We start from the raw sequence: 25,313 nt of genomic DNA, 5'->3' as shown, positions 1-25,313 counted from the left end.
GTGATGCCATGATTCCTGTCATCCTTCAAGTGCAGGTGCGTTGTTTACGCCTTCCTGCAAATTGAAAGATTTAAGGTATAAACAGAGGACATCGCCCCATCACCAGGCGGACCTTAACTAAGAGAGAGCTCTATGAATCCTGAGCGTTCTGAACGCATTGAAATCCCCGTATTGCCATTGCGCGATGTGGTGGTTTATCCGCACATGGTAATTCCACTGTTTGTCGGGCGAGAAAAATCCATTCGTTGCCTGGAAGCGGCCATGGATCATGATAAAAAAATCATGCTGGTGGCGCAGAAAGAAGCCTCGACAGATGAGCCAGGTGTAAATGACCTGTTCTCAGTGGGAACCGTCGCATCCATTTTGCAAATGCTGAAACTGCCAGACGGCACGGTAAAAGTGCTGGTTGAAGGTTTACAGCGTGCGCGTATCACCACGCTTTCTGACAACGGTGACCATTTCTCAGCTCAGGCTGAGTACCTGAATTCGCCAGCTATCGAAGAGCGCGAACAGGAAGTGCTGGTGCGCACCGCAATTGGTCAGTTTGAAGGCTATATCAAACTGAACAAAAAAATCCCGCCAGAAGTACTGACATCGCTGAACAGTATTGACGATCCTGCTCGTCTGGCTGACACCATCGCTGCACATATGCCATTGAAACTGACTGATAAACAGTCCGTTCTCGAGATGTCTGATATTAACGAACGTCTTGAATATCTGATGGCCATGATGGAGTCAGAAATCGATCTGCTGCAGGTTGAGAAACGTATTCGCAACCGCGTTAAAAAGCAGATGGAAAAGAGCCAGCGTGAGTACTATCTGAACGAGCAAATGAAAGCCATTCAGAAAGAACTCGGCGAAATGGACGACACGCCAGATGAAAACGAAGCGCTAAAACGCAAAATCGACGCGGCTAAAATGCCGAAAGAAGCGCGTGAAAAAACCGAAGCGGAACTGCAAAAACTGAAAATGATGTCGCCAATGTCTGCGGAAGCAACCGTGGTTCGTGGCTATATCGATTGGATGGTGCAGGTGCCGTGGAATGCGCGCAGCAAAGTGAAAAAAGATCTGCGTCAGGCGCAGGAAGTCCTCGATACCGATCATTACGGCCTTGAGCGCGTGAAAGATCGTATCCTGGAATATCTCGCAGTACAGAGTCGCGTTAACAAGCTCAAAGGACCAATCCTGTGTCTGGTTGGGCCTCCAGGTGTAGGTAAAACCTCACTGGGTCAGTCCATCGCTCGTGCGACCGGACGTAAATATGTGCGCATGGCTTTGGGTGGCGTACGTGATGAAGCGGAAATTCGCGGTCACCGTCGTACTTATATCGGTTCTATGCCAGGTAAACTGATTCAGAAAATGGCGAAAGTGGGCGTTAAAAACCCATTATTCCTGTTGGATGAAATCGACAAAATGTCTTCGGACATGCGTGGCGATCCGGCATCTGCTCTTCTGGAAGTCCTTGATCCAGAACAGAACGTGGCGTTTAACGACCACTATCTGGAAGTGGATTACGATCTGAGCGACGTGATGTTTGTTGCTACGTCTAACTCCATGAACATTCCGGCACCGCTGCTGGACCGTATGGAAGTTATTCGTCTTTCCGGATACACCGAAGACGAGAAGCTGAACATTGCTAAACAGCACCTGTTGACGAAGCAAATTGAACGTAACGCCCTGAAAAAAGGCGAAATTACCGTTCACGATAGCGCTATTACAGGCATCATTCGTTACTACACTCGTGAAGCTGGCGTACGTAGTCTGGAACGTGAAATTTCCAAACTGTGTCGTAAAGCAGTTAAACAACTGCTACTGGATAAATCGCTTAAACACATCGAAATTGACGGTGACAACCTGAAAGATTTCCTTGGTGTTCAGCGTTTTGACTATGGCCGTGCTGACAGCGAAAACCGTGTGGGCCAGGTAACTGGTCTTGCGTGGACCGAAGTGGGTGGCGATCTGCTGACTATCGAAACCGCATGTGTACCGGGCAAAGGCAAGCTGACTTACACCGGTTCTCTGGGTGAAGTTATGCAAGAGTCTATCCAGGCTGCACTGACCGTTGTGCGTGCGCGTGCAGAGAAATTAGGCATCAATGCTGATTTCTATGAAAAACGTGATATCCACGTTCACGTGCCAGAAGGTGCGACGCCGAAAGATGGCCCAAGTGCGGGTATTGCGATGTGTACCGCACTGGTATCTTGCCTGACGGGTAACCCTGTTCGTGCAGATGTGGCTATGACCGGTGAAATTACGTTGCGTGGCCAGGTTCTGCCAATCGGTGGTTTGAAAGAAAAACTGCTGGCGGCACACCGTGGCGGTATCAAAACGGTTCTGATTCCGGATGAAAATAAACGCGATTTGGAAGAGATTCCTGACAACGTTCTCGCCGACCTGGATATTCATCCGGTGAAGCGCATCGAGGAAGTTCTGACCCTTGCATTGCAGAACGAACCTTACGGAATGCAGGTTGTGACCGCAAAATAGTGACCTGACGCATATTCGGTTAATAAAATCAGAGCTGGCTGGTGAATTGTCACTTGCCAGCTTTTTTTTGTATCGCTACTTTAGATCGCTGGTGATGCATGCCATTAACAACGGGTGTTGTAAGGGCATGACAGGCCTGATATAACTGCTGCGCGGTCGCACTTTGAAGGATATTGGTGCGATATAAATTATAAAGAGAGGAAGAGAAGAGTGAATAAATCTCAACTGATAGACAAAATTGCCGCAGGTGCTGATATTTCTAAAGCTGCGGCTGGACGTGCATTAGACGCTGTGATTGCTTCTGTTACCGAATCTCTGCAATCTGGGGAAGACGTGGCACTGGTTGGCTTTGGAACTTTTGCTGTTCGTGAACGTGCTGCCCGTACTGGCCGTAACCCACAAACAGGTAAAGAAATCACCATCGCTGCTGCAAAAGTACCAGGTTTCCGTGCTGGTAAAGCGCTGAAAGAAGCTGTTAACTGATTTATCGCTAGCTAATACCCGTTAGCATTCGAGTTGCAGGTAGGCGGCCTGGGAGCTTATCCCGATGAGCTTACTTCAGTAAGTGATTCGGGTAAGTGAGTACAGCCAACGCCCCAGCAGCTTGAAGGATGATGGGTGTATAGGGCAAGGCTAGTAAAGTTAGGTCAGGGCGCATCGTTAGATGTGCCTTTTTTTATGCCTGATGGCTAATTTTGCGCATGTTTGATGATTTGAACCCGTTTTCTTGTCACAATACCCGCTTGCACGCAGCGGCACAGCAGTACGCATATTCAGGGATGCCCATTTAGCGACTGCGCTGGGTTTACCATTCACACTACAGTGGAGTGTTGTTACACCATGATGGACAATTTACGTACGGCGGCAAACAGCCTCGTAATCAAGATAATTTTCGGGATCATTATCGTGTCATTCATTTTGACTGGCGTGAGTGGCTACTTGATTGGCGGTAGCGCCAACTACGCCGCAAAAGTGAATGGTCAGGAAATTAGCCGTGGTCAGTTTGAAAATGCTGTTGCTAGTGAGCGTAATCGCCAGCAGCAACAGCTTGGCGAACAGTTTTCTGTGCTAGCCGGTAATGAAGGCTACATGAAGCAGATGCGCCAACAGGTGCTGTCGCGCATGATTGATGAAGCGTTAATGGACCAATACGCCAAACATCTTGGTCTTGGCATTAGTGACGAGCAAATCAAACAAGCCATCTTTAAAGAACCTGCATTCCAGAACAACGGAAAATTCGATAACGCGCGTTATACCGCCATCATCGGCAACATGGGTATGACTGCGGATCAATACGCTCAGGCACTGCGTAATCAACTTACCACTCAGCAGCTGATTAATGCTGTTGTGGGTACTGATTTCATGCTGGCGGGTGAAACTGACGAACTGGCAGCACTGGTATCGCAGCAACGTGTGGTTCGTGAAGCCACAATTGATGTAAACGCACTGGCTGCGAAGCAGGAAGTTTCCGAGCAGGAAATCAACTCCAGCTACGAGCAGAACAAAAACAACTACATTGCCCCTGAGCAGTTCAAAGTAAGCTACATCATGCTTGATGCGGCTTCTCAGAATGTTGAAGTAGCCGATACAGATATTCAGGCTTACTACGACCAGCATCAGGACGAGTTCACTCAGCCTCAACGTAACCGTTACAGCGTGATTCAGACTAAAACTGAAGCCGAAGCTAAAGCAGTTCTTGATGAACTGAGCAAAGGCGGTGATTTTGCTACTCTGGCAAAAGAAAAATCAGCTGACATTATCTCTGCCCGGAACGGTGGCGACATGGGTTGGCTTGAGCCAGGCACCACACCTGATGAGCTGAAAAATGCCGGTCTGAAAGACAAAGGCCAGCTTTCTGGTGTGATCAAATCTTCTGTTGGCTTCCTCGTTGTTCGTCTTGATGACATTCAGCCTGCGCAAACTAAACCATTGGCAGAAGTGAAAGACGCTATTGCTGCGAAAGTGAAGCAAGAGAAAGCGGTTGATGCTTACTACGCGTTGCAGCAGAAAGTTAGCGATGCGGCGAGCAATGATAACGAATCTCTGGCGAGTGCTGAGAAAGTCGCTGGTGTTAAAGTTGTCGAGACCGGTTGGTTTGGCCACGACAACTTACCTGCTGAGCTGAACTTCAAACCTGTTTCAGATGCTATTTTCAATGGTGGTCTGGTTGGTGCGAACGGTGCTCCGGGTATGAACTCCGACATCATTACAGTAGATGGTGATCGCGCGTTTGTTATTCGTGTCGCTGAGCACAAAGCTGAAGCTATCAAACCGTTAGCTGAAGTTCGTGAGCAAGTTATCGCACAGGTCAAACATCAGAAAGCTGAGCAACAAGCGAAGCTCGATGCTGACAAACTGCTGAATGCGCTGAAGCTGGGTAAAGGTGATGAAGCTATGAAAGCCGCTGGCTTGAGCTTCGGTGAAGCGAAAACGCTGACCCGTACTGGCCAGGACCCAATCAGCCAGGCTGCTTTCAACCTGCCATTACCGGCAAAAGATAAGCCAGCCTACGGCGTGGCAAATGACATGCAGGGTAATGTGGTTCTGTTAGCTCTGGATCAAGTTAAACCTGGTGACATGCCGGCGGAACAGAAAAAAGCGATGGTTCAGGGCATCACTCAGAACAACGCCCAGATCACTTTCGAAGCGCTGATGACCAACTTGCGCAAAGAAGCGAAAATTAAGATGGGTGACAGCATCGAACAGCAGTAATTAACCTCGAGGTTTCTCGCAGTTAATTGCAACGCTCTGCAACATTCAAAGGCCGCTTTCGCGGCCTTTTCCACATTTGAAGATTGCCATTTGTAGCTGTTTTTTTCCTGGATAAGGTGGCTTCGCTGTCAACACACAAGGAGGAACAGCATGAAAACAGGAATCAAAAGTGGAATACAAGCCGTGTGCATTGCCGTGGCATTTATTGGTACAAGCATCTGCACTCAAGCTTTGGCGGCCCCAGTTGCTGTCAAAAATGATACGGCCCAAGCTCAACAGCGCAGCGATAAAACCCCTGTAACCCCCGTTGCAACTGCTAAATCGAGCGATGCTGATGATGGCGTGGTAAGTATTAACACGGCGAGCGCAGAAGCTTTGGCACAAGCAATGAAGGGTGTTGGCCTGAAAAAAGCGCAGTCGATAGTGAGTTATCGGGAAGAGTACGGCCCATTCAAGGCACTGGAACAGTTGCAAGAGGTACCCGGGATTGGCAGTGCATTGGTAGAACGTAATCTGTCTCACATTAAGCTTTAACGCTTAGGGCTCCTTGCTCACGCAGCCGGGAAAGTTTGCTATGCTAAATCACAGGTCATACCAGTTTGGTGTGGCCTGTTACCTCACCTTAATATTAAAACTACAGTGAAAGGGTTTTAGCGCTATGCAAACACAAATCAAAGTTCGGGGTTACCATCTTGATTTCTATCAGCATGTTAACAATGCCCGCTACCTTGAGTTTCTCGAAGAAGCCCGCTGGGAAGGGCTGGAAAATGCGGCAGGATTCCAATGGATGACGGAGCACAACATCGCGTTCATTGTGGTGAATATCAACATCAATTATCGTCGTCCAGCGGTGCTTGGTGATTTGCTACGCATTGAAAGTTCGTTACAACAACTCAATGGTAAAAGTGGTGTTTTGAGCCAGGTGGTTAAACTTGAACCAGAAGGTGAGGTCGTTGCAGATGCGCTACTGACTTTCGTTTGTATCGATTTGAAAACTCAGAAGTCGGTTCCACTGGAAGGGGAACTGCGCGAGAAGTTAGTTCAAATGATGGAGTAATAGAGTCGATGAAGGGGCGTGGCAATTAGCGGACCACGCCCACTAATATTTATTTCAGGCCAGTTTTCTTTTTCATTGCTGCCATTACCCCGGGTTTATCCGCCAGGAAATGGTTTAGCCCGTTAGAACGCAGGTTGCAAGCGGCACATTCGCCACAGCCGTCGCCTTTAATGCCGTTATAGCAGGTCAGTGTTTCGCTACGCACCAGATCTAGTTGCTGCCAGTAATCCGCCAACGCCCAGGTTTCTGCTTTATCGAGCCACATCAGGGGTGTTTCAAAGCGAATATCGCGAGCCATACCAAGACTTACGGCATGATTCAGGGCTTTTACGAATTCGTCTCGGCAGTCCGGGTAACCGGAGAAGTCCGTTTCACAAACACCGGTGATTATGGCTTCGGCTTCAACCTGATAAGCGTAAATTGCCGTCAGCGTCAGGAACAAAATATTACGTCCTGGTACAAAAGTGCTTGGGATACCTTTTTCTTCGGGATCGTATCCTGGCACTGGAATGCTATCGCGCGTCAGGCTGCTGACAGCCAATTCATTCAATAACGTTACATCCAGCACTTTATGCGCACGAGCACCCAGTTTCAGCGCTAGTTCACGGGCAACGTCAATCTCAGCACGGTGGCGCTGGCCATAATCAAATGTCACACAGTGGACTTCATCATACTGCTGTAATGCCTGAATCAGGCAGGTTGTGGAATCCTGGCCACCACTAAAGACGACAACTGCACGTTTCATGAGTAATCCTGTTAAACAGCTAAAAACCTATGGTAACTCGTGGGCTGATGGCTGCCCAGCTTCTTCACGCCATCGTCGGTGGCGGTAACCAGGCTTGGGTAAAATCGAACCAACCCCAGGCGTTAAGTTCGATACCATTAACACCCGGCTGCGCGCTGATTTGGTAGCGGTAATTAAACAGCGGCGAGACTATCGCATCGCGCATTAGTGCGCTGAATACTTCCTGCAAACCGGTGCTGCGTGCGTGTTCATCCGGGTGGATTTGTACGCGGTCGAGCGTTGCCTGCAAATGGGTGTACTGGCTTTCAGTAAGCACCGCAGGCCACAGCACATCGCTGCGTAACCACTGCTCCAACGTGTAGACAGGTGCTTCGCCAATCAGACGGTCACCCATCATTAAATCGGCCTCAGCCAACGCCTCACATCCTGCCCAGTTTTTTGCATCATGAAATATCAGTGTGAGCTCGCAACCCAAATCAGCCAAATGTGTTTTAAGCTGCTGCGCCATGACGTGCAACTCAACGGGCAAATGATAAATCAACGTTAATTGCGGCGGCAGCGTGATCGCTTCGGAGAATGGCCATTCGGGGAGTTTCCAACCAGGGATCATCTCACTGCTTGGGGTGATCAGCGACTCATCGACAGGAAGGCTTTCAATCAACCGCTGCTGCTGAATGAGTTGCATCAAAAAGCGTGCCTGCACCGGTGTTAAATTGCCGTTTTGTTTTACCGCCAGATAGCAAAACCCAAGACTGATACTGTTACTTACAGGCCGTAAATGAACCAACTCGTCTTGCTGACCAATGGCGATCTGCACTGGATGGCGGCAACTGGTGCCCAGTTCGGCGTCGAACAATTGCGGGGTAATCCAGAACTCTACTGCTTTGAGCAGCGGGTGGCTGAGGTGGTAATACTCAAAACTCTCGATGCGCACCAGGTTCTCTTTAAAGCTGTTGATGCGGAATGGTCCACAGCCGATTTGGGTATCTTCAGGATGTGCCAGGCGGCTGCAATAACTGGCTAGACGATGCGCCAGCCAGTAATCGGGAGTGTGCAAAACAAAGCGGATGCATTGCGTATGGGCAAGCTCAATGCTTTTCACGCTGATAAACAAACGTCGCATCGCCGGGAGCGTCAATAGCATCATCAGCCGTTGCTGTAACTGCGTGGTTTCTACCGGTTCGCCATTATGCCAGTGCAGTGTCGAGCGAATGAAAAAGTACCAACTCAGGCCATCTTCGGAGACTTGCCAGTGGTGAGCGAGATCGGGCTGCGGTGTCGCGCTGTTCGAGTTGAATCGGGTGAGCCCGGCAAAGACCTGGCCCGCAAGGTGCTGTTCGGCACGACCTGGCAGGAACCCCGGTTGCAACGGTTCTAACGGGCGATAGTAGGGAATACGTAAAGTCGGCGTATCGTTTTGCCATTGCCCACCAAGGAACGGTTGCAGCAATTGGCGCAACTGTTCTGGTGCGATTTGTGCCAGTTCCAGCGCGTTCTGATGCTGCCCTTTGTGGAGTACTTGCTCCATCATTCCGGAGCGCACGCTTTCTGGAGTCACCAGAAAACTCAATGTGCCGCGTTTTCCGCGCCCAGACTGCGCATGCCATGTCAGCCAACCCGCATCTTCAAGTTGATTAAGCAATGTTCGCACATGGCGCTCACTGCAAAAGCAGCGTGCAGCGAGTTCCGCTACCGTCACTTGCTGCGGTTCTCCAGCCGAAGGCTGCCATAAGCGTTGAAATTGATTTAATCGGTTTAACAGTCGCATTGGTGTAAACCCGGAACGATTTTCAGAAAGTATTCACTATTAGTTCCGTATATGCCAGGTGATACTGCCTTCAGTGTTTTAGTTGTCACAAATCGGAGTAAACATGGCTCGTCTGGCTGCATTTGATATGGATGGTACGCTGTTAATGCCCAATCATCTTTTGGGTGAAGAAACCGTACGTACCCTTAACCGTCTGCGGGATGAACGCCAGATAACCCTCGCGTTTGCCACTGGCCGCCATGTGCTGGAAATGCGTCATGTGCTGAGCAAACTCTCCCTTGAAGCGTTTTTGATTACCGGCAATGGCACGCGTATTCACTCAACGCAGGGTGATCTTCTACATCGCCAGGATCTATCTCCTGAGGCGGCGGAAATGGTTATCCACGGGCAGTGGGATACTCAGGCGAGTCTGCATGTGTTTAATGACACCGGTTGGCTGACCCAATATGAAGTCGGCAAAATGCTGAATGCTCACGTTTATAGCGGTTTTAGCCCGAAAATTGTCGATGTCAAACGCATTCCCTCCGATGAAGTCACCAAAATTTGTTTCTGCGCCCCTCACGACGATCTTGTTCGTTTGAAAGTTCAGTTGGATGAGGCTTTGGGCGGGCAAGCATTTTTATGTTTCTCGGCAGTAGATTGCCTGGAAGTGTTACCCGTTGGCTGTAACAAAGGTTCTGCGCTGAATGTGTTGAGCCAGCACCTTGGTTTAACGATGAAAGATTGCATGGCGTTTGGCGACGCGATGAACGACCGCGAAATGCTCTCAAGCGTGGGTCATGGTTTGATCATGGGCAACGCGATGGCGCAACTGAAAGAAGATTTACCGCATTTACCTGTTATTGGTCACTGCAATAAACAGGCTGTTTCGCATTATTTGACGCATTGGCTGGATACACCAAACCTCACTTATTCCCCCGAATGATAAGGCATTAAGCCAGCCGGGCGTTTGCCCGGCTTTTTTTCTTTATCTTTCAAGCAGTTTTTCGATTTCCGCTCGGGCTGGCAACACATCACCAATATTCGTTTTCACCCACTCTGCGTTGTAATAAGTTTCCAGGTAGCGTTCACCGCTGTCGCAAAGCAGTGTCACAATTGAACCCGAGCGGCCTTCAGTGCGCATACGAGCTGCCAACTGCAGAACGCCCCACATATTGGTGCCAGTTGATGCGCCTACTTTGCGGCCGAGAATCGTTTCCAGCCACTGCATGGTGGCAATGCTTGCGGCATCTGGCACACGCATCATTTCGTCAATTACATCCGGGATAAAAGACGGTTCGCAGCGTGGGCGGCCAATCCCTTCAATTTTGCTGCCAATGGAGCTGCGTAGGCTGCAATCACGTTGCTGCCAGTAATCCATAAAGACTGAGTTTTGTGGGTCGACCACGGTCAATTTTGTTGGATGGCCCTGGTAGCGCAAGTAACGCCCGATGGTCGCCGATGTACCGCCAGTACCTGCGCTCATTACAATGTAATCTGGTACCGGGTGAGGCTCATGTTCCATTTGGCGGAAAATACTGTCGGCAATATTGTTGTTACCGCGCCAGTCAGTCGCACGTTCAGCGTACGTGAACTGGTCCATATAATGGCCATTCAGCTCGCGTTCCAGTATTTCGGAAGCCGCGTAAATTTCACACGCACTTTCCACGAAATGGCAGCGGCCACCGTAAAATTCAATTTGTTCTACTTTACGTTTTGCAGTGCAGGCTGGCATGACGGCAATAAACGGTAACCCTAACAGGCGGGCAAAATAGGCTTCAGAAACCGCAGTTGAACCGGAAGAGGCTTCAATGATCGTGGTGCCTTCTTTGATCCAGCCGTTACACAAACCATATAGAAACAGCGAGCGAGCAAGACGATGCTTGAGGCTACCCGTTGGGTGTGTGCTTTCATCTTTCAGGTAGAGCTGAATACCGGGAAAACCAGGTAGCGACAGGCGAATCAAATGTGTGTCGGCAGAGCGTTGGTAGTCGGCGTTAATTTCGCTAATCGCGTGGTTTACCCAGGTACTGGTCATGGTGATGTCCGTTTGTCTATTTGTGCTTAGAGTAATGCAAATAGAAGATAAAAAAGTTGCCTTTTAGCCTTCATTGGCGATTCAATGGAGAAAAATTTTCTCCTGGATGCTGCCATGTTAGATAAAATTGACCGTAAGCTGCTATCCTTGCTGCAAAACGACTGCACCCTCTCTTTGCAGGCTCTCGCGGATGCCGTTAATCTGACCACCACACCCTGCTGGAAGCGCCTGAAACGTCTTGAAGACGACGGTGTTATCCGGGCAAAAGTAGCATTACTAGACCCGGAAAAACTCGGCCTTGGGCTGACGGCTTTTGTGCTTATCAAAACTCAACAACACAGTAGTGAGTGGTACTGCAAATTTGTTTCGGTCGTTGCGGAAATGCCAGAAGTGTTGGGGTTTTGGCGTATGGCTGGTGAGTACGACTACCTGATGCGTGTGCAGGTAGAAGACATGAAACGGTACGATGATTTTTACAAACGGCTGGTGAACGGCATTCCAGGTTTAACCGATGTGACTTCGAGTTTCGCCATGGAACAGATAAAATACACCACGGCTTTGCCTTTAGAGCGCTAAGTCCCGCGCTCCCGGCCTTCAATTTCTGCCATGCATCGGCAGACGATATCTCAGGAATCTGACTGCGTGCGATTATTTGCTCAATTAAGCTGGTACTTCACCCGCGAGTGGCGACGCTATCTCGGGGCGGTTGCCTTGCTTATTATTATTGCCATCTTGCAGCTTGTGCCGCCAAAACTGGTGGGCGTGATTGTCGATGGTGTTACCCAACAGAGCCTCTCAGGTAATGACGTGCTGATGTGGATTGGTGTGATGCTGGTCATCGCAGTGATCGTCTACATGCTGCGCTATGTCTGGCGCGTGCTGCTTTTTGGGGCGTCTTATCAGTTGGCTGTTGAACTGCGCGAAGATTACTACCGCCAGTTAAGCCGTCAGCATCCCGAATTTTACCTACGTCACCGCACCGGTGATTTAATGGCGCGCGCAACAAACGATGTTGACCGTGTGGTATTTGCCGCAGGTGAGGGCGTATTAACGCTGGTGGACTCACTCGTGATGGGCTGCGCGGTGTTGATTGTGATGTCGACGCAAATCAGCTGGGAATTGACTCTGCTTGCCTTACTGCCGATGCCGATTATGGCGCTGGTCATCAAACGTTACGGCGACCAGCTACACCAGCGTTTCAAACTGGCACAGGCTGCATTTTCCACGCTGAATGACCGTACCCAGGAAAGCCTGTCCAGCATCCGCATGATCAAAGCATTCGGGCTCGAAGACAGGCAGTCTGCGCTGTTTGCTGCTGAAGCCAAAGATGCTGGTGCGAAGAACATGAAAGTCGCCCGTGTGGATGCGCGTTTTGACCCAACTATTTACATCACTATCGGCACTGCAAACCTGCTTGCGATTGGCGGCGGCAGTTGGATGGTAATTCAGGGCACGCTGACACTTGGGCAGCTGACAAGTTTTGTGATGTACCTCGGCCTGATGATTTGGCCGATGCTGGCGCTGGCGTGGATGTTCAACATTGTTGAGCGTGGTAGCGCAGCGTACAGCCGTATTCGCAGCATGTTGGAGGAAGCGCCATCAGTGAAAGATGGCGAGCTAGAAGCGCCTGCCGGGCGCGGCACGGTGGAAGCCAATATTCAGGCGTTCCACTACCCGCAAACTGCGCGACCGACTCTTGAGAACGTTTCGTTTACCCTGAAACCGGGTGAAATGTTGGGCCTGTGTGGGCCAACCGGTGCAGGGAAAAGCACCATTCTGTCGCTTATCCAGCGCCATTTTGACATCGACCAGGGCGAGATTTGCTTCCACGGGATCCCATTGGCGCAGATGCAACTCGACTCCTGGCGCAGCCGTCTGGCCGTAGTAAACCAGACGCCATTCCTGTTCTCTGACACGGTTGCCAGCAATATTGCGCTGGGTAAGCCGGGTGCCACACAGGAAGAAATCGAACATGTCGCCAGGCTTGCAAGTGTGCATGAAGATATTTTACGTCTGCCACAAGGCTATGAAACCGAAGTGGGCGAGCGTGGTGTGATGCTTTCCGGCGGCCAGAAACAACGTATTTCTATCGCCCGTGCATTGTTGCTCGATGCGGAGATCCTGATCCTTGACGACGCGCTTTCTGCGGTCGATGGGCGCACCGAATACCAGATCCTCCATAACCTGCGCCAGTGGGGCGAAAACCGCACCGTTATCATCAGCGCGCACCGTTTGTCGGCGCTGACCGAAGCCAGTGAAATTCTGGTAATGCAACACGGCCAGGTGGTGGAGCGTGGTAATCACGATGCGCTGGTGGGTAAACCTGGCTGGTATCGCGATATGTATCGCTATCAACAATTGGAAGCGGCGTTGGATGATGCGCCAGAAGCAACGCCAGATGAGGAACCTGCCAATGCGTAAATCAATACAGCAATGGCCAACCATCAAACGCCTACTGGCTTATGGTTCACCGTGGCGTAAACCGCTCGCAGGAGCGGTTGTGATGCTGTGGATTGCGGCGGCGGCTGAAGTGACTGGTCCGATTCTTGTTAGTTACTTCATTGATAATATGGTTTCTGAACATCGCTTGCCGGTTACCGCCGTGGCAGGGCTTGCGACGGCGTATTTGCTGCTGTCGATTTCTGCTGCGGGCCTGCACTACTGGCAGGCATTGCTGTTTAACCAGGCAGCCGTTGGCGTAGTGCAAAAATTACGTACTGATGTAATGGATGCTGCACTACGTCAGCCATTAAGCACTTTTGATACCCAACCCGTTGGGCAGTTGATATCTCGCGTCACCAACGATACCGAAGTGATCCGCGATCTCTACGTGACGGTGGTCGCCACCGTATTACGTAGTGCGGCATTGATTGGTGCGATGCTGGTGGCGATGTTTACACTCGACTGGCGTATGGCGACGGTGGCGATTTGCATCTTCCCGGCAGTGATTATCGTGATGTTTATTTATCAGCGATACAGCACGCCGATTGTGCGCCGCGTGCGTAGTTATCTGGCTGATATCAACGATGGCTTCAACGAAGTCATTAATGGCATGAGCGTTATCCAGCAGTTTCGCCAGCAGGCCCGTTTTGGCGAACGCATGAATGCCGCGAGCCGTTCGCACTACATGGCGCGAATGCAGACTCTGCGTCTTGATGGCTTTTTACTGCGCCCGTTGCTGAGCCTGTTCTCTGCAATGGTGCTGTGTGGCTTGCTGATGCTGTTTGGTTTTACCTCGGTTGGCACCATTGAAGTTGGCGTGTTGTACGCATTTATCAACTATCTTGGGCGACTTAACGAGCCGTTAATCGAACTCACCACCCAGCAATCCATGCTGCAACAGGCGGTGGTTGCTGGTGAGCGTGTATTCGAGCTAATGGACGGCAAGCGCCAGGATTACGGCAACGACAAGCGCCCGCTGGAGAGCGGCCATATCGAAGTCGATAACGTCTCTTTTGCTTATCGTGGCGATCGCCTGGTATTGCAGGACATTAATCTGGATGTCCCTGCGCGCAGTTTTGTGGCCCTGGTTGGGCACACGGGCAGTGGGAAAAGTACTCTTGCTAACTTGCTGATGGGTTATTACCCACTCACCAACGGTGAAATCCGTCTGGATGGTCGCCCGCTGGATACCTTGAGTCATAGCGTGCTGCGCCAGGGTGTCGCAATGGTTCAGCAAGACCCGGTGGTGTTGGCGGATTCTTTCTTTGCCAACGTTACGCTTGGGCGTGACATCAGCGAAGATGCCGTCTGGCAGGCGCTGGAGACGGTGCAGCTTGCGGAACTTGCTCGAACCATGGCTGATGGAATTCATACACGGCTGGGCGAGCAAGGGAATAATTTGTCCGTCGGCCAGAAACAGCTACTGGCGCTGGCTCGGGTGCTGGTGGATGCCCCGCAGATTCTGATCCTTGATGAAGCAACCGCAAATATCGACTCTGGCACCGAGCAGGCAATCCAACAAGCTCTGGCAGCTGTCCGTGAGCACACCACGTTGGTCGTTATCGCGCACCGCTTATCGACTATTACCGATGCCGACACGATTCTGGTACTGCACCGCGGTCAGGCTGTAGAGCGTGGCACACATAGCGAATTGCTGGCTGCACAAGGGCGTTACTGGCAGATGTACCAACTACAACTGGCTGGTGAAGAATTAGCCGCTGCCACGCGCGAAGAACCCGAAACCGCGTAATGCACCAAAATCACGCATAAAGCCAATGGTTATCCCCATTGGTGCAGAAGCGAAACGCACCATGCACTAAAATGGTGCGTTTTTATTCTCTAAGAACTTTCTTAATCCCAGTCATCGTAATTTCTCTCCTGAAAATCCCCATTTGGCGCAGCTTAGCGCGCTGAAATTATCTCTTTTTCAAATGTGGCATGACCTTTGCTTTATCTAATTCGTATCGCAGAGGCTATTACCCAATTCTGACTGGAGGGGATCTATGAAGCTGGTTACCGTGGTGATCAAACCGTTCAAACTCGAAGACGTTCGTGAAGCATTGTCTTCAATCGGTATTCAAGGGCTGACCGTGACTGAAGTGAAAGGCTTTGGTCGTCAAAAGGGTCATGCAGAGTTGTACCGCGGTGCTGAGTACAGCGTCAATTTCCTGCCTAAAGTGAAAATTGATGTGGCAATTGCCGATGATCAACTCGATGAAGTTATTGATGTCATTAGCAAAGCTGCCTACACCGGCAAAATTGGCGATGGCAAAATTTTCGTTGCTGAGTTGCAACGAGTCGTCCGCATTCGTACCGGCGAAGCCGACGAAGCTGCATTGTAATCGTCTTGCCACTCGTGAAGGGATGGAAAAAATGAAAAAATTAGCCTCTATCTTAGGCGTTGTAGCCCTGGCACTTGCGCCATCAATTGCTCTTGCGGCACCGGCTGTGGTCGATAAAGCAGACAACGCCTTTATGATGATTAGCACCGCATTGGTGCTGTTTATGACAATTCCTGGGCTGGCACTGTTTTACGGCGGCCTGATTCGCTCTAAAAACGTGCTCTCAATGCTGACTCAGATTACGGTTACGTTTGCGCTGGTTTGTGTACTCTGGGTGGTTTACGGTTACTCATTAACCTTCGGTGCCGGCGGGAGTTTCTTCGGTAACTTCGATTGGGTGATGCTCAAAAACATCCAGCTCACCGCGCTGACTGGTTCTTTCTACCAATATATTCATGTTGCGTTCCAGGGTTCCTTCGCCTGTATCACTGTTGGCCTGATTGTTGGCGCACTGGCTGAACGTATTCGCTTCTCGGCTGTGCTTATCTTTGTCGTAATTTGGCTGACGCTTTCATACCTGCCGATTGCACATATGGTATGGGGCGGTGGTTTGCTGGCCACTCACGGCGCGATGGACTTTGCAGGCGGTACAGTGGTTCACATCAACGCCGCAGTAGCAGGCCTGGTGGGTGCATATCTGATTGGCAAACGTGTGGGTTATGGTAAAGAAGCATTCAAACCGCATAACCTGCCGATGGTATTTACCGGTACAGCAATTCTCTATTTCGGTTGGTTCGGCTTCAACGCAGGCTCTGCAAGTGCTGCTAACGAAATTGCTGCATTGGCCTTTGTGAATACTGTTGTTGCAACAGCAGCTGCGGTTCTTGGTTGGGTATTTGGCGAGTGGGCATTGCGTGGCAAACCTTCTTTGCTGGGTGCATGTTCCGGTGCTATCGCAGGTCTGGTTGGTATCACTCCTGCCTGTGGTTATGTTGGTGTCGGCGGTGCATTGATTATCGGTATCGTTGCTGGTCTGGCTGGCTTGTGGGGCGTGACGCTGCTGAAAAAATGGCTGCGTGTAGATGACCCTTGCGATGTGTTCGGGGTCCACGGCGTGTGCGGTATCGTTGGTTGCATCATGACGGGTATCTTCGCCGCTCCATCCCTTGGCGGTGTGGGTTACGCAGAAGGTGTGACTATGGGCCATCAAGTGCTGGTGCAGTTAGAAAGTATCGGTGTGACGATTCTGTGGTCTGCGGTAGTTGCATTCATCGGCTTCAAAGTTGCCGACCTGACTGTGGGCCTGCGTGTACCTGAAGAGCATGAGCGCGAAGGTCTGGACGTGAACAGCCACGGCGAAAATGCTTACAACGCATAAGTAAGACATGAAATAAAAAAAGCGGAGCACAGGCTCCGCTTTTTTATGCTTTCAGGATTAACCCGGCAAAACAGTAAGTCGGTTAAGCGAAGCGCCAACCCGCACAATCTCAACCGCGCTTGCGCATCACGCCTTCCTGCACCGTTGACGCCACAAGAGCGCCATCGCGCGAATAAAACTCACCGCGTACAAATCCACGTGCGCTCGAAGCGGACGTACTTTCCACGCTATACAGTAACCAGTCATTCATATCGAACGGACGATGGAACCACATTGAGTGATCGATTGTGGCAACCTGCATACCCGGCTCCAGGAAACCGACGCCGTGGGGCTGGAGGGCAACCGGCAGGAAGTTAAAATCAGAAGCGTAACCCAGCAAAGATTGGTGGATGCGCAAATCGGCTGGCATTTGGCCATTAGCCCGCATCCACACCTGGCGTACAGGTTCAGCAACGTGGCCCTGCATTGGGTTATGGAACACCACCGGGCGAATCTCTAGCGGCTTTTCACACAAAAACTTCTCTTTGAGCGTTTGCGGCAGCAGCTTTTCAAACGCCATCGCAATTTCAGTTTCTGATTTCAGGTTTTCCGGGGCAGGGGCCGCAGGCATGGTTTTTTGGTGCTCAAAACCTGGCTCCGGTGCCTGGAAAGAGGCCGTCATATAAAAAATAGGTTTGCCATTCTGAATCGCTGCAACACGACGGGCGCTGAAGCTATTGCCGTCACGCAGGGTTTCCACATCATAAACAATCGGTTTTTGGCTATCGCCTGGGCGCAAAAAGTAACTGTGGAATGAGTGCACAAGACGGTCAACCGGCACGGTTTCTTTAGCGGCATATAACGCCTGGCCAACGACTTGTCCACCGAACACCTGACGTAAACCTAAGTCCTCGCTCTGGCCACGAAAAATACCTTCTTCAATCTTTTCCAGATTGAGTAATGCCAACAAATTGCTGAGCGCCTGACTCATAAAGTGTCCTCAATAAAAAATTAAAATCGTGCAATTGGCCTGATTATAACAGGTTTCCAACATTCGCCACGTAGTGGCCCGACCTGATGATGTGTTTCGGTTTTGGGCAAAAATCAGTTATATGTGCCACACTTAGCGTGATAAGCATGTTTAACCACTCATTACTCGTGGGCCTATGGCCTGCTGATGCATTGATAATAAGGAGAACAAATCAATGAAACTTGTGCACACGTTAAGTGGTTTAGCCATTGCTGTTGCAATGGCGGGATGCGCGCAGAAAAGTGCCGATATCCCAACGCCTGCACCTGCTGCAACGACCTCATCGGCAGCGGCAACGGCGCAGTCTGATATTAGACAGCCTAACGTTTCCGGTACGGTCTGGATTCGTCAAAAAGTTGCATTGCCGCCTGATGCGGTACTCACTGTTACGTTGTCTGATGCCTCTTTGGCGGATGCTCCGTCAAAAGTGTTAGCGCAAAAAGCGGTGCGTACCGAAGGGAAACAGTCGCCATTCAGTTTTGTGCTGCCGTATAACCCGGCTGATATACAGCCGAACGCGCGCATTATCCTGAGTGCGGCTATTACCGTGAACGATAAACTGATGTTTATCACCGATACCATTCAACCGGCTGTTAATCAGGGCGGGACAAAAGTGGATCTGACACTGGTTCCTGTTCAGCAAACAGCGGTTCCAGTTCAGACGAATGGCGGGGCGGTAACAACAGTGCCTTCAACATCACCGACTCAGGTTAACCCTTCTTCAGCGGTTCCTGCACCAACGCAGTTCTGATTGTGATGTTTAAGCGCCTCTACGGAGGCGCTCTTTAGTAATTCCAGCGATAACGTTCCATATTTATATACCCATCTCCAGAAACCATAATGCCTTCTGAAAGCAGGGCTTGCCGTTGGCGTTGCAAATCCGGGCCAGTCAGAGATATCTGTCCATGACGATTGACCACTCGGTGCCAGGGCAGTTTACTACCTTCGGGTAACCGTTTGAGTACGCCTCCCACTTGCCTTGCTGCACGTGGTGATCCGGCCAGGCGTGCTACGTCACCGTACGTTGTGACAAACCCTTCCGGAATAGCGGCGATAATTTGGTAAACCCGGTGTGGGAATGAATCGTTGTCCATAGCAAACTCCAAAACAGCCAGGGTTTAGGATAATCGGCGGTTATCAAACAGGGAAGAAAAACAGCGGGTGCGCAAGAAAGCAACACCTGACCGCGCCTTGCTTGCAATTGCATAGGGCAACATGGATAATGCGCCAGCGCGTTAGGTAACTAGCGCTCTCAATGGGGGCCCTGTTGGTTCTCCCGCAACACTAATTTGTGAATTCGGTCAGGTCCGGAAGGAAGCAGCCGCAGCAGATGACGTGTGTGCCGGGATGTAGCTGGCAGGGCCCCCACCCAATTCTGGCGCATGTAAACTTCAACATGCTTATGCCTTTCTCTGTTCTACTTCGCTCACACTCAAAAAATACAAAACAAAAAACGCCCTGCAACTTGCGTCACAGAGCATCTGGGTTAAAGCGTATCTATGTGTATGGCTTATGGCGTAACGATGTTGAACCAGAAGTTAAACTTGTCCATATAACCAAGCACCTCATCCAGTTTGCCTGCATCACCAGTGATTTTTACGTCACCTTTGTCTTTCGCCTGCTGCAATGTTTCTTCTTTCAAAATAATACGGTTGAGCGTATCGCGGGAAAGATTAATCGTTGCGTCAGCGTTGCTGGCTTCTGAATTTGGCGTGTGGTTAAGCACTCCGTTTTCCAGTTCCAGCTTGTATTTACCGCCCTGGTTGCCAAAGTCGAAGTTCAGCACCGCGTGGGCATTCGCCGCTTTCTCACCGTTGACATGAACAGCCATGTAATCGAAGAACATTTCTGGCGTCATCGCACGAACGGTATCCGGGCTGGCGGTATTTGGCGTAGGGCCTTTAATCACGCCATTACGCAATTCCTGCGCGCCTGTCAGATAGAAGTTACGCCATGGGCCGGATTCCGCCTGATACCCCATCTGTTCCAGCGCATCGGCTTCCAGGTTGCGGGCCGCTTTGTTGGTTGGATCAGCAAATACCACTTTGCTCACGACCTGGGCCACCCAACGGTAATTTCCCTGGCTGTAATCAGATTTCGCTTTTTGCAGAATGCTGTCCGCACCGCCCATGTATTCAACGAATTTTTTCGCGGATTCTTCCGGCGGCAGTTCATCCAGGGTTGCCGGGTTGCCATCGAACCAGCCGAGATAGAACACGTAGGTGGCTTTCACATCGTGACTGACCGAACCGTAATAACCTCGACTTGCCCAGGTTTTCGCCAGTTTCGGTGGCAGTTTGAAGTTCGCGGCGATTTCATCGCGCGTCAGACCTTCGTTTGCCATGCGCAACGTCTGATCGTTGATGAAACGATACATATCGCGCTGGCCTTTCATCAGGTTGACGACGTTATTCTGACCCCAGGTCGGCCAGTGGTGCTGGGCGATAATAATTTCGGCATCGCTGCCCCAGCGGTCAATCGCGGCATTAATGTATTTCGACCATGCCAGTGGATCACGGATTTTCGCGCCGCGCAGAGAATAGGTGTTATGCAGCGTGTGAGTGACATCCTCCGCTGCTTCGATCATTTTCTTCTCTTTGACGTACCACAGCATTTCCGACGGCGCTTCAGAACCCGGAGCCATCATAAAGTCGTAAGTCAGGCCATCGATCACTTCTTCCTGTCCGGTATGCGTGATGTAGTTGGTTGGAGCCAACAATGTCACTGTACCCGCAGAGGTCGTGGTGCCCAGACCCGCGCCCACCTGGCCTTTAGAATTGGCAGGTAGCAAGTTGCCGTACATGTAACTTGCGCGGCGGCTCATGGCGTTACCCGCCATAATGTTTTCGTCGACGGCAGAGCCCATAAAGCCTTGCGGAGCATACAGTTTCACTTTGCCCGCTTTGACATCGGCTTCATCAACCACACCGCGCACGCCGCCGTAGTGGTCAACGTGGCTGTGGGTGAAAATCACCGCCACAACAGGTTTTTTGCCGCGATTTTTGTAATACAGTTCCAAACCGGCTTTCGCGGTTTCAGCAGAAACCAGTGGGTCGACAACGGTAATCCCGGTTTTACCTTCAATGATGGTCATATTAGAAAGGTCGAGATTACGAATCTGATAAACACCGTCGGTCACTTCAAACAGACCGCTGATATTAATCAACTGGGACTGACGCCACAGGCTTGGATTAACCGTCGCTGGCGCTTTGTCACCCTCTTTAATAAAGGCGTATTGCTGTGGATTCCAGATAACATTGCCTTGCTCGCCCTTTATCACATCCTGCGGCAGTGCAGCGATAATGCCTTTATGAGCATTCACGAAATCGGTGTGATCAGAGAACGGGAGCTGCTGATAAAGCGCTTCATTGGCTTGTTTTGTTGCAGATGTTGCATCGTTAGTGGGCGCTGGAGTTGCTGCGTTAACTGACAGTGTCGTCAGTAACCCCGCAGCAATCAGGCTTTTGGCTATTAGATTCAATCTCATTAATTCAACCTCAGAAATTAATAAACTCTAAAAGATAGAAGATATTTTTCGATAATTTAAATAACCTGTGGATTAACACAGGCAATTTTAATGGATGAATTAACCTGGAAGTAGTGCCATATGGGACTAGGATTTTTTTGATATATTGACGAAATTACTCTCTTCATTTAGTACAGACATTTTCTATTGATAGCGCTACACTATAACAATTGATGATATATGTTGGATGTGTTATGAGCGCCAGTTTTGAAAGTATTCATCGTTGTTATAAATCTCTGGATATAGAGAGTCAGGTTAATGGTGTCCGCAGCAATGGCAAAGAGCTCATTTTTGCCGCGACAGATGAATTAGCCATAACGCCCGGCTTTATTTACGTTCCTGTTGAAGGCTCAGTGGCCATTTTACATGCAGAAAGCGAACTCACTATTGGTAATGCCATTGACTATATGCCCATTGGTTTGATGGAGCGGTATTGCCCAATGTTGATTTTTGAATATAAGTGCATGACGTCCGTGAAAGTCGTTGAAATCTCTTATGAGAAATTTGATGAGATTTTCTTTCAGAACGCTGAGAGCATGCAGGCTCTCTCAAGTATTTTGATTTTTATGACTATTTTTTCACTTGATCTGCATGCGGAAAGAAAACAACTGACCAGCTACCAAACCATTAAACCTATGCTTTACCGTTATCTCTACCGTTCCCTCGCTTTTCCAAATGAAACCGAAGGTTTGGCAAGTTTTATTATAAGTCGCACTAAGTTATCCCGTACTCATGTATTCCGAGTGTTGGCCGATTTAAAAGAAGGTGGATATATCACGATGAAAGGTGGCAAGCTGATATCCATTGATAAGGATTTGCCGGATGGTTATTAATCATCTTTTAAAGGGAAAAAGGTTCACATTTTAGTAATGTGAACCGTTAATTTGAAAAATTAAACAACAGATCTTTTCAAATTCTCATTTCTAGTCTGCGCCATATTATCCCAAAGCGGTTTTAACCTTTCGAGAGCGGCTCGCATTTGCGTAGTCTCCAGCGTGAACGGTAGCCGTAAATAACGCTCAAACGCACCTTCAACGCCAAAACGTGGCCCTGCGCCAATCCGGATACCGATACCCTCAGCGCTGGCCGCAAAAACCGTAGCCAGTGGTTTAGGCAGTTCAATCCACCAGGATAAACCGCCTTGCGGTATTACCGTCATTTTCCAGTCCGGGAATAATTCTTTAACGACCTCCGCACAGGCATCACGTTGCTGGCGTAGCATTTCGCGGCGTTGCGGCTGGAAGTTTTCGGCCTCATTAAACAGATTGATGGCGGCTAGCTGTTCGAGTATTGGCGAGCCCAAATCTAACGAATCGCGAATTTGGATCAGTGAGGCTATGGTGCGAGAGCTGGCGCGAATCCAACCCAATCGCAAGCCTCCCCAGAAACTTTTCCCGGCAGACCCCAGCGTGATGATCCGATCTGACGCGTCGAAAGCGGCCAATGGAGGCGGTGGTGGATTGTCATACCACAGGTCTACCATGGTTTCATCGACCACAATGGTGGTACGTGTCCTTGCAGCGATATCAGCTATGGCTGAACGCGTTGCAACATCCATGCAGTGCCCGGTTGGGTTATGAAAATCAGCCAGCAAATAGGCGAGTCGGGGTGATGTTTGCGCAATGGTTGCGGCTAACCCATCAGTATCCCAGCCATATTCAGTCAGGCTTACGGGAACGGCGTGGCATGAAGCGCCTTTTATTGCTGTGAGTGCCATGGGGTAGGTGGGGTGATCAAGAACTACGCGGTCGCCTGGGCCAGTTAGCAGGCGTAAAACCAGGCCAAAACCACTTAGCGCACCATTCACTATCATAATCTGATCGGCATCCGTTGGCAGCCCGCGATCGGCATAGCGTTGTGCAATGACATGACGTAATTCAGGCAAGCCTTGTTGGTTGTACCCAGTGCTACCCAAGTGTTCTGGTAATGCAATCAATGCATTAGCATAAGCTTGATGAATTTCCGGCCCGGCAGACAGTGCTGCGGTCGAAAGATCCAGTGTGGTGGCACGCCCAGGTAATGGCGAAACGGTTTGCGTGCCTTCTGGCAACATAGTGACGGAACCTGAACCCTGGCGGCTTGCCAAATATCCCTCATCACGTAGTTGTGCCAGCGCAGTTGCCACTGTAGTTCGGCTAATTCCCAGGGCCGTTGCCAGCTCACGCTCCCCTGGTAGGCGGCCATCAAGTGGCAGTCGTCCATCCAGAATCAATAACCGCAGCCCATCTGCCAGTTGCCGATAAACCGGGGTACGTGGTAAATCCTGATGCCAGTTTCCCAGCAATTTCACCAGTGATGATGAGCCCGTTCTGCGCTGTACCATAGCAATCCACTTTGTATTAACTGGACCTTAATATAGTAACCATTTTCCATAATAGTAAAGCCACAAAAGATCTCTGAGGTGAAGATAATGATCGCTCGTCGCTTGCTGCAACTTTACATCGGGCTGGTGCTGTACGGTGTGTCCACGGCTATGTTCGTCCGTGCCAATTTAGGTGCTGACCCCTGGAACGTATTCCACTTAGGAGTGGCCCAAATCTTCTCCCTCAACATTGGCATGGTGATGATAGGTGTCGGGGCATTGGTGTTGTTGCTGTGGATTCCGCTGCGGCAGAAACCGGGATTGGGCACGATAAGCAACGTGATTGTTTTGGGGCTTGCCGCAGATGCGGCATTAGCATTAATGCCGCCGATTGAGTCATTGGTGGCACGAAGCATCTTGCTCTTTGCCGCTATTTTGGTGAATGCCATCGCGACCGGAATGTACATCGGCGCGGGTTTTGGCTCTGGCCCGCGTGATGGCTTGATGACTGGAATCAATGCCCGTACTGGCTGGTCTGTGCGTAGTGTGCGAACAGCGATTGAGTTGACGGTTTTACTGGCCGGTTGGCTGATGGGAGGCACATTTGGCGTGGGTACGGTGTTGTACGCGCTGGCAATCGGCCCGCTTATCCAACTCTGTTTACCATGGTTCCGTATTGCATCCAGAGCACAAAAAAACCTGGTTGAACCGACCGTCGCACCCTAATGTTGAAGCCAAACCCCCATTGGATGAGGTAGCGATGAATAGCAAGGTAATCAGCAACGCGGCGGCGCACTGGAATAGCCATCAGTTGGCTGAAATTCTTTCCCACTGTTTTGAAGGGTATCTGGTCCCTTTCAATATTGATGGTGAAACTTTTGCTTCACGTTTTAGCGCTGAAGATCTCAGTCTCAATGACAGCCGAGTCTGGACGCAAAATGGTGAGCCAAAAGCGCTGGCGCTCATCACGCGCCGTGGGCAGAGCTGTCGCCTTGCTGCATTCGCGATTCGTCCTGAATTGCGTGGGCAGGGATTTGGCAAACAGTTCATGCAGGAGCTAATTGATGGTGCGCGAGCGCGTGGTGACCGTAACTTTTGGCTGGAAGTTATTGTTGGCAACGAGAGTGGAGTGTCACTGTATGAACGTATGGGGTTTGTTCGCCAGCAGACATTGGTCGGGTTTGATACCATTCAGTCGCCGCAGTTTACAGAAACCGGCGAATTGCAGGAAATCGACCCGCTAGTGATGGCGAAAAAAATGATGATGGACGAAAGCCTGAATCTGCCGTGGTTAAGCGCACCTGAAACGCTATATAAATTACCGGGCAAGGCATTCGTTCTCAATGACATTGCATACGCAATGGTTGCCACAACCCCTAAGCCCAGATTACGGATGCTCTATGTTGACCCGATGGCACGTGGCAAAGGGCAGGCGAAAAAATTGCTTACGCTATTACGTGAACGTTTCCCAGGATTATTCACCGCAACAGCTATTCCTGAGCAACTGGCACCGCTTTATCTGAGCAGTGGCTACCGTCAGGATCCCATTACCCAATATGAGATGCTGCTCAAATTATGAACAGGTAGT

General features: G+C 50.3%; 22 protein-coding genes and 1 other RNA gene. 16 read left to right on the top strand and 7 right to left on the bottom strand.

Annotated elements, in window-relative coordinates; translation table 11 throughout:
- The first annotated feature begins 132 nt into the window (after positions 1-132).
- From lon to AC0IXI_RS18655, 5 genes are all read left to right on the top strand, one after another.
- Positions 133-2,487 carry an endopeptidase La gene (gene lon, locus AC0IXI_RS18675; protein WP_064516637.1) on the top strand — a complete coding sequence of 785 codons (2,355 nt, stop codon included), beginning with the start codon at positions 133-135 and terminating at the stop codon, positions 2,485-2,487.
- A 210-nt stretch (positions 2,488-2,697) separates the two neighbouring features.
- Entirely contained in the window at positions 2,698-2,970 is a 273-nt protein-coding gene (hupB, locus tag AC0IXI_RS18670) for a nucleoid-associated protein HU-beta (protein WP_034457998.1), read from the top strand.
- 357 nt (positions 2,971-3,327) lie between these two features.
- On the top strand, positions 3,328-5,199 hold the full coding sequence (gene ppiD, locus AC0IXI_RS18665) for a peptidylprolyl isomerase (protein ID WP_413498091.1): 1,872 nt from the start codon (positions 3,328-3,330) through the stop codon (positions 5,197-5,199).
- Between the two features lie 162 nt (positions 5,200-5,361).
- Positions 5,362-5,733 carry a ComEA family DNA-binding protein gene (locus AC0IXI_RS18660; RefSeq protein ID WP_134184207.1) on the top strand — a complete coding sequence of 124 codons (372 nt, stop codon included), beginning with the start codon at positions 5,362-5,364 and terminating at the stop codon, positions 5,731-5,733.
- A gap of 124 nt (positions 5,734-5,857) precedes the next feature.
- On the top strand, positions 5,858-6,256 hold the full coding sequence (locus tag AC0IXI_RS18655) for a YbgC/FadM family acyl-CoA thioesterase (protein ID WP_134184038.1): 399 nt from the start codon (positions 5,858-5,860) through the stop codon (positions 6,254-6,256).
- A 49-nt stretch (positions 6,257-6,305) separates the two neighbouring features.
- Here the strand turns inward: AC0IXI_RS18655 and queC are convergent, their stop codons facing one another.
- Together queC and AC0IXI_RS18645 are read right to left on the bottom strand one after the other, a co-directional pair.
- Entirely contained in the window at positions 6,306-7,001 is a 696-nt protein-coding gene (gene queC / locus AC0IXI_RS18650) for a 7-cyano-7-deazaguanine synthase QueC (protein ID WP_134184036.1), read from the bottom strand.
- Positions 7,002-7,065: 64 nt separating this feature from the next.
- Complete coding sequence (locus tag AC0IXI_RS18645; protein ID WP_471682926.1) at positions 7,066-8,769, bottom strand: SgrR family transcriptional regulator; 1,704 nt, start codon at positions 8,767-8,769, stop codon at positions 7,066-7,068.
- A 103-nt stretch (positions 8,770-8,872) separates the two neighbouring features.
- On the opposite strand from AC0IXI_RS18645, the gene cof reads away from it, so the two are divergent.
- Positions 8,873-9,694 (top strand): HMP-PP phosphatase, encoded by an 822-nt coding sequence (gene cof / locus AC0IXI_RS18640; protein ID WP_422567997.1) that lies wholly within the window; start codon positions 8,873-8,875, stop codon positions 9,692-9,694.
- A 42-nt stretch (positions 9,695-9,736) separates the two neighbouring features.
- On the opposite strand, the gene AC0IXI_RS18635 is transcribed toward cof, so the two are convergent.
- Positions 9,737-10,786 (bottom strand): PLP-dependent cysteine synthase family protein, encoded by a 1,050-nt coding sequence (locus tag AC0IXI_RS18635; RefSeq protein ID WP_134184030.1) that lies wholly within the window; start codon positions 10,784-10,786, stop codon positions 9,737-9,739.
- A gap of 114 nt (positions 10,787-10,900) precedes the next feature.
- Here AC0IXI_RS18635 and AC0IXI_RS18630 point away from each other — a divergent pair, with 114 nt between their 5' ends.
- The 5 genes from AC0IXI_RS18630 (at position 10,901) to amtB (ending at position 16,888) form a co-directional block, all read left to right on the top strand.
- The gene (locus AC0IXI_RS18630; protein WP_064516763.1) at positions 10,901-11,362 is read left to right on the top strand and encodes an Lrp/AsnC family transcriptional regulator; all 462 of its coding nucleotides are present in this window, start codon (positions 10,901-10,903) and stop codon (positions 11,360-11,362) included.
- Between the two features lie 66 nt (positions 11,363-11,428).
- Positions 11,429-13,207, top strand: coding sequence for a SmdA family multidrug ABC transporter permease/ATP-binding protein (locus AC0IXI_RS18625; protein ID WP_064516652.1), 1,779 nt, complete (start codon positions 11,429-11,431; stop codon positions 13,205-13,207).
- On the top strand, positions 13,200-14,978 hold the full coding sequence (locus tag AC0IXI_RS18620; protein WP_471682925.1) for a SmdB family multidrug efflux ABC transporter permease/ATP-binding protein: 1,779 nt from the start codon (positions 13,200-13,202) through the stop codon (positions 14,976-14,978). Before AC0IXI_RS18625 ends, AC0IXI_RS18620 begins: the two co-directional genes overlap by 8 nt.
- 253 nt (positions 14,979-15,231) lie before the next feature.
- A complete protein-coding gene (glnK, locus tag AC0IXI_RS18615; protein WP_034458018.1) occupies positions 15,232-15,570 on the top strand; it encodes a P-II family nitrogen regulator in 339 nt (112 codons plus the stop codon).
- Positions 15,571-15,601: 31 nt separating this feature from the next.
- Complete coding sequence (gene amtB, locus AC0IXI_RS18610; RefSeq protein ID WP_064516657.1) at positions 15,602-16,888, top strand: ammonium transporter AmtB; 1,287 nt, start codon at positions 15,602-15,604, stop codon at positions 16,886-16,888.
- Between the two features lie 109 nt (positions 16,889-16,997).
- On the opposite strand, the gene tesB is transcribed toward amtB, so the two are convergent.
- A complete protein-coding gene (tesB, locus tag AC0IXI_RS18605) occupies positions 16,998-17,858 on the bottom strand; it encodes an acyl-CoA thioesterase II (protein WP_471682924.1) in 861 nt (286 codons plus the stop codon).
- A gap of 214 nt (positions 17,859-18,072) precedes the next feature.
- Between tesB and AC0IXI_RS18600 the strand changes: the two genes are divergently transcribed.
- A complete protein-coding gene (locus AC0IXI_RS18600; protein WP_064516661.1) occupies positions 18,073-18,648 on the top strand; it encodes a YbaY family lipoprotein in 576 nt (191 codons plus the stop codon).
- Between the two features lie 34 nt (positions 18,649-18,682).
- On the opposite strand, the gene AC0IXI_RS18595 is transcribed toward AC0IXI_RS18600, so the two are convergent.
- Positions 18,683-18,991, bottom strand: coding sequence for an MGMT family protein (locus AC0IXI_RS18595; protein ID WP_064516663.1), 309 nt, complete (start codon positions 18,989-18,991; stop codon positions 18,683-18,685).
- Positions 18,992-19,162: 171 nt separating this feature from the next.
- Between AC0IXI_RS18595 and ffs the strand changes: the two genes are divergently transcribed.
- Positions 19,163-19,259, top strand: an RNA gene (gene ffs, locus AC0IXI_RS18590) — signal recognition particle sRNA small type.
- A 148-nt stretch (positions 19,260-19,407) separates the two neighbouring features.
- On the opposite strand, the gene AC0IXI_RS18585 is transcribed toward ffs, so the two are convergent.
- Positions 19,408-21,384, bottom strand: coding sequence for an alkyl/aryl-sulfatase (locus AC0IXI_RS18585; RefSeq protein WP_471682923.1), 1,977 nt, complete (start codon positions 21,382-21,384; stop codon positions 19,408-19,410).
- Positions 21,385-21,617: 233 nt separating this feature from the next.
- On the opposite strand from AC0IXI_RS18585, the gene AC0IXI_RS18580 reads away from it, so the two are divergent.
- A complete protein-coding gene (locus AC0IXI_RS18580) occupies positions 21,618-22,256 on the top strand; it encodes a helix-turn-helix domain-containing protein (RefSeq protein ID WP_424221954.1) in 639 nt (212 codons plus the stop codon).
- Between the two features lie 59 nt (positions 22,257-22,315).
- On the opposite strand, the gene yczR is transcribed toward AC0IXI_RS18580, so the two are convergent.
- Positions 22,316-23,746 (bottom strand): MocR-like transcription factor YczR, encoded by a 1,431-nt coding sequence (yczR, locus tag AC0IXI_RS18575; RefSeq protein WP_471682922.1) that lies wholly within the window; start codon positions 23,744-23,746, stop codon positions 22,316-22,318.
- A 90-nt stretch (positions 23,747-23,836) separates the two neighbouring features.
- Between yczR and yczE the strand changes: the two genes are divergently transcribed.
- Complete coding sequence (yczE, locus tag AC0IXI_RS18570) at positions 23,837-24,451, top strand: membrane protein YczE (protein ID WP_471683251.1); 615 nt, start codon at positions 23,837-23,839, stop codon at positions 24,449-24,451.
- Positions 24,452-24,485: 34 nt separating this feature from the next.
- Complete coding sequence (locus tag AC0IXI_RS18565; protein ID WP_471682921.1) at positions 24,486-25,304, top strand: GNAT family N-acetyltransferase; 819 nt, start codon at positions 24,486-24,488, stop codon at positions 25,302-25,304.
- The last annotated feature ends 9 nt before the right edge of the window (positions 25,305-25,313 follow it).

This window comes from Buttiauxella sp. AC038 (genome assembly GCF_979253565.1).
The sequence above is the reverse complement of the archived record's forward strand: the minus strand, read 5'-3'. Positions and strand labels throughout refer to the sequence as shown.

Bases quoted from the DNA above. Each gene is read 5' to 3' on its own strand.
- AC0IXI_RS18655 (WP_134184038.1), top strand. From the start codon at position 5,858: ATGCAAACACAAATCAAAGTTCGGGGTTACCATCTTGATTTCTATCAG.
- AC0IXI_RS18565 (WP_471682921.1), top strand. From the start codon at position 24,486: ATGAATAGCAAGGTAATCAGCAACGCGGCGGCGCACTGGAATAGCCAT.
- AC0IXI_RS18620 (WP_471682925.1), top strand. From the start codon at position 13,200: ATGCGTAAATCAATACAGCAATGGCCAACCATCAAACGCCTACTGGCT.
- amtB (WP_064516657.1), top strand. From the start codon at position 15,602: ATGAAAAAATTAGCCTCTATCTTAGGCGTTGTAGCCCTGGCACTTGCG.
- ppiD (WP_413498091.1), top strand. From the start codon at position 3,328: ATGATGGACAATTTACGTACGGCGGCAAACAGCCTCGTAATCAAGATA.
- lon (WP_064516637.1), top strand. From the start codon at position 133: ATGAATCCTGAGCGTTCTGAACGCATTGAAATCCCCGTATTGCCATTG.
- cof (WP_422567997.1), top strand. From the start codon at position 8,873: ATGGCTCGTCTGGCTGCATTTGATATGGATGGTACGCTGTTAATGCCC.
- AC0IXI_RS18600 (WP_064516661.1), top strand. From the start codon at position 18,073: ATGAAACTTGTGCACACGTTAAGTGGTTTAGCCATTGCTGTTGCAATG.
- glnK (WP_034458018.1), top strand. From the start codon at position 15,232: ATGAAGCTGGTTACCGTGGTGATCAAACCGTTCAAACTCGAAGACGTT.
- AC0IXI_RS18580 (WP_424221954.1), top strand. From the start codon at position 21,618: ATGAGCGCCAGTTTTGAAAGTATTCATCGTTGTTATAAATCTCTGGAT.
- queC (WP_134184036.1), bottom strand. From the start codon at position 7,001: ATGAAACGTGCAGTTGTCGTCTTTAGTGGTGGCCAGGATTCCACAACC.
- yczR (WP_471682922.1), bottom strand. From the start codon at position 23,746: ATGGTACAGCGCAGAACGGGCTCATCATCACTGGTGAAATTGCTGGGA.
- AC0IXI_RS18595 (WP_064516663.1), bottom strand. From the start codon at position 18,991: ATGGACAACGATTCATTCCCACACCGGGTTTACCAAATTATCGCCGCT.
- AC0IXI_RS18585 (WP_471682923.1), bottom strand. From the start codon at position 21,384: ATGAGATTGAATCTAATAGCCAAAAGCCTGATTGCTGCGGGGTTACTG.
- AC0IXI_RS18645 (WP_471682926.1), bottom strand. From the start codon at position 8,769: ATGCGACTGTTAAACCGATTAAATCAATTTCAACGCTTATGGCAGCCT.
- AC0IXI_RS18635 (WP_134184030.1), bottom strand. From the start codon at position 10,786: ATGACCAGTACCTGGGTAAACCACGCGATTAGCGAAATTAACGCCGAC.
- AC0IXI_RS18630 (WP_064516763.1), top strand. From the start codon at position 10,901: ATGTTAGATAAAATTGACCGTAAGCTGCTATCCTTGCTGCAAAACGAC.
- tesB (WP_471682924.1), bottom strand. From the start codon at position 17,858: ATGAGTCAGGCGCTCAGCAATTTGTTGGCATTACTCAATCTGGAAAAG.